Origin of the sequence: Cryobacterium gelidum, assembly GCF_004403985.1 — a bacterium.
GTDB classification, from domain to species: Bacteria; Actinomycetota; Actinomycetes; order Actinomycetales; family Microbacteriaceae; genus Cryobacterium; species Cryobacterium gelidum.
This window is the reverse complement of sequence record NZ_SOHL01000017.1, coordinates 1-3,370: the sequence shown is the minus strand read 5'-3', so window position 1 is coordinate 3,370 and position 3,370 is coordinate 1. Positions and strand designations below refer to the sequence as shown.

Below are 3,370 nucleotides of genomic sequence, written 5' to 3'. Positions count from 1 at the left end.
CCCGAGCAGCAACGTACCTGGACTGGATTCATAGCTACAATCACCACAGACCCCATACCGGCATCGGCGGCAAATCACCCATCGACCGCGTTCACAACGTCAGTGGGAAGAACACCTAGACGGCAAACCACGAATAACGCCCCGCCTCGGGATTCCTGAGGCGGGGCGTTATTGTGCGGTGGCGGGGCTTAGGCAATGGCGCCGACAGGGACGGGCGCCACCCTCGGCACGCTTCCAGAGAATGTGAAGTCGAGGCCGAGTGAGAGGAGCGCTGCGAATACGCCGGCGGCGCTGGTCTCGACTGCGGGGACCGACAGGCCGGTCGGCGTGAGCAGGATCGAGCCGCGCGAGGCGAGGACGGCCCCGACTTTCGCGACGAGGTCCGGCGTACCGACGAGGTGTGGAGCTCGCGCGAACCATTCGACGCTCCCTCCGGGGCAGGTTGCCCGGAAGGTGCGCCCGCGGCGGGGTTCGGAGTTCGGCATGGCCGAATTATCGCACACGCCGCGCGGCGGTCGGGGCGGTGTTAGAAGGGGGCGGGGTCGTCCTCGGGCTCGGCGACAGGCTCGGCGAAGGGCGCGGCGACCAAAGTGGCATAGTGGGCCGGTAGGTGTAAGGACCAGGCCGGGAGTCGCGCGGCTAGTCGGGCGGGTGCGGATCACCGTCGGAGCCCGGTGGCCTTCGGCGCGTGCCACCGGCGAGATGCCAGGGCGGCACCGGCTGCGGAGGCCGCGGTCTGATTCTTCGCCAGGCCCAACGAGCGCAAGGCGGCCAGGGCTCCGATTCTACCCAGACGCGACTCGGCGAGAAGCGGGTGAGCCGCTGACTGCCCGCGGGAGTTCTTGACCGTCAGGCCCTCGATTTGGACCTGAGCGTCCATAGCGTCGCTGGCCGCGATCAGAGCACACGCCTCTGGTCGTTCTGCTCGCTGCGGGCCTCATCTTCATCGTCAATCCGGACATCGCTGGCCCAACCGTTGTTGTTTTGTTTGCTGGCGGTGTTGTCGCTGTTTTCGCTGTTTTCTTGATCATTGTCGGTATCGTGCGACTGTATAAAGACCGATCTTAGGAGAGGACATTCCTGACAAGCCGGTGACCGATACTTGGCATAAAACCCGGTTGTCCACTCCTTCGCGGCATAGGCGTAATCAGTCGCTGCCCATGCCTTAGATCAGAAGAGACTGGTCGCGCTGATCCACGACACCTTGTAGGTAGCGGGTGCGTTGCACACGATGACGGGACTGTCCAGCATTATGGACCGCGACGAATCCCAGTTGGGTGGAATCACTGTGGCCACATTGGCGACGGCGGTGTCACAGTCGCACGCTCCGGCATTGCTGAAATGGATGGTGCTGTAAGCAGACGCCCCAGAAGCGAGCTGCACCACCTCCGGCATACCGCTGTCTGCCGCGCGTTTCCCGACGACCGCCCCCGCAGCGCTGTCCGCGAGGTTGAAGATGGAAGGCGGTCCCTCGACCCAACAGGCGTCACCGCCGGTGTTGGTAAACGTGATCTCGGAGAAGAACGAACCGGCTCCGCTGGCCATCGGCTGTGCGGCGATAGAAATACCCAGGTTGTCTCCGTCACACTCAGCGGCTCCGCCGGGCATCGGCGTCACATCCGCATCGATTGCGGGGACCGATGCTTCGCCGGTGGGCTCGGACTCCCCCGGATCAGGCACTACGGGCAAAGCGGAAGCCGAAGTGTAACCGGTACTAGTGGGCGACGGGGTTGAAGACGCTGCCTCACCGCTCACTAGGCAGCGCAGCCAGTCAAGAAGAAAATGACGGCTATTCCGGAGCAGAGTGCAGAAATTTTCTTCATGATTTTCCTCGGATTGTCGTGGTGTCAGTTGATGCATGCACCTGCGGTGTACGACTGCTGGGGCGGCGGTCTCGGGCAGTGGGTCTAAGGGTACGAGTCCGTCTGCGCGGAGCATGGCAGCGACTTCGATGGCAGCCTCCGTCAGATCCAAGCCTCCCATGAGGACTATCTGCGCAAAATCGCAACTCTGCGACCGGGTACGCGCCGCACATAGTCGCAGTCATCATCCACGATTACCGTAACGTGTCTCGACACTCAAGTGCCTCGTAACCCATGGGCAGTCTCAAGGGGTCGTAGCAAGACGGAACCTACGATTCTGTGTGTTCACGCCGACTGAAAATGAGGCCAAGAAACCGCCGCACGAATGGCCATATTTTCGGTTGGTGTTGACACCTCCGCGACGTCTTGCCGCGCTCAGACAACGACGAGCGTCGGTGGATCCTTCACGCCGAAACCGTTCCGGAGCTCCGCCACGCCCCGAAACGGCTACTCGATCCGCAGTCTCAAGTGAAAAGGCTCACGCCACCTGGACCAACCAACAGTCCCACGACGATGAGCACAATGCCCCAGAGAATCTGGCGTCGAAATAGCGCGAAAATTCCTCCAATTACGAGGACTACTGCAATGATCCAGAGAATTGTTGCCATGGTGCTGCTCCATTTCATTCAGCGCCGACGGGCCGTACGCCCATAGCGGTTTTCGATCTGTTGAATCGAACGTACCCCCTGATCGGTCTCCGACCACTGTGTTTTATCCAGAATGTCGTGGAGGTGAAACGCTGTCATCATGTGTTAACGGCCATGCGAAGCGACCAAGATAATCCGTCAGTGCCGCCGCGATCCAGTTAGGTCCGCCAGGACCAGATCGACCGCGGAGAACGCCCCGGGATCGCCATCCCGGAGAGCATCGAGCTGGCGAAAGCGAAGAAGCGGATCCGGCAACTCGAAACCGAGGTCGAGATTCTCAAACGTGCCGTGAAACTGCTCGGGGAGGACCGCCCCGGCCCAAAAGGATCCACCGGTGACCCACACCCTCGCGGAGGCCGTTTTCCGGTGAAGGTCTGCTGCCGACTGCTGGGCGACACCTGTGGAGGAAAAAGTTCCTCCCCGCGGAGGAAAACGCATTTCGCAATGTCCTGCGATCGGTGCCCTGGCGGGTTTCGCGAACAACCCACCAAAGGGCCGTTCGCGAAACTCTTCACGAAGCGGTCGGTCATGTCCCATGGGACTGCCCCGATTTCAGTTGACTCATAGGGTTAGTGGTTTTAGGCGGCGTTGAGGGCCATGTTTATTGTCTCAAACTCGATCGGGGTGAGTGTGCCAAGGCGGCGTTGTCGTCGCCGGTGGTGGTAGGTCCGTTCAATCCACACGACCATCGCCAGGCGGAGTTCGTCCCGGGTGGCCCAGCGTTGCCGGTCGAGGACGTTCTTCTGCAGCAACGCGAAGAACGACTCCATCGCGGCGTTGTCGCCACACGCGCCGACCCGGCCCATCGATCCAGTGATGCCGTTGTTCTTTAGCACCCGGACGAAGGCGTTAGACCGGCAT

The 3,370-nt window shown here is 61.5% G+C and carries 5 protein-coding genes; 1 reads left to right on the top strand and 4 read right to left on the bottom strand.

All coding sequences use genetic code 11. The features are described from left to right. The coding region (locus E3T50_RS11150; RefSeq protein WP_166784209.1) for an integrase core domain-containing protein at nt 1-119 on the top strand (119 nt) is incomplete at its 5' end. A gap of 69 nt (nt 120-188) precedes the next feature. Here E3T50_RS11150 and E3T50_RS11145 read toward each other — a convergent pair. From E3T50_RS11145 to E3T50_RS11130, 4 genes are all read right to left on the bottom strand, one after another. Then, nucleotides 189-485, bottom strand: a complete 297-nt coding sequence (locus E3T50_RS11145) for a hypothetical protein (protein ID WP_134551899.1) — start codon at nt 483-485, stop codon at nt 189-191. Nucleotides 486-1,170: 685 nt separating this feature from the next. Continuing rightward, nucleotides 1,171-1,680: a DUF4232 domain-containing protein gene (locus tag E3T50_RS16270; protein WP_241990884.1), complete on the bottom strand. Its 510-nt coding sequence runs from the start codon at nt 1,678-1,680 to the stop codon at nt 1,171-1,173. A 646-nt stretch (nt 1,681-2,326) separates the two neighbouring features. After that, complete coding sequence (locus E3T50_RS16265) at nt 2,327-2,470, bottom strand: GPGG-motif small membrane protein (RefSeq protein WP_166784282.1); 144 nt, start codon at nt 2,468-2,470, stop codon at nt 2,327-2,329. Between the two features lie 617 nt (nt 2,471-3,087). After that, on the bottom strand, nt 3,088-3,370 hold a 283-nt coding region (locus E3T50_RS11130), incomplete at its 5' end, for an integrase core domain-containing protein (protein WP_166784281.1).

Excerpts from the sequence above, each read along its gene's own strand:
- E3T50_RS11145 (WP_134551899.1), bottom strand. The coding sequence starts at position 485 with ATGCCGAACTCCGAACCCCGCCGCGGGCGCACCTTCCGGGCAACCTGC.
- E3T50_RS16265 (WP_166784282.1), bottom strand. The coding sequence starts at position 2,470 with ATGGCAACAATTCTCTGGATCATTGCAGTAGTCCTCGTAATTGGAGGA.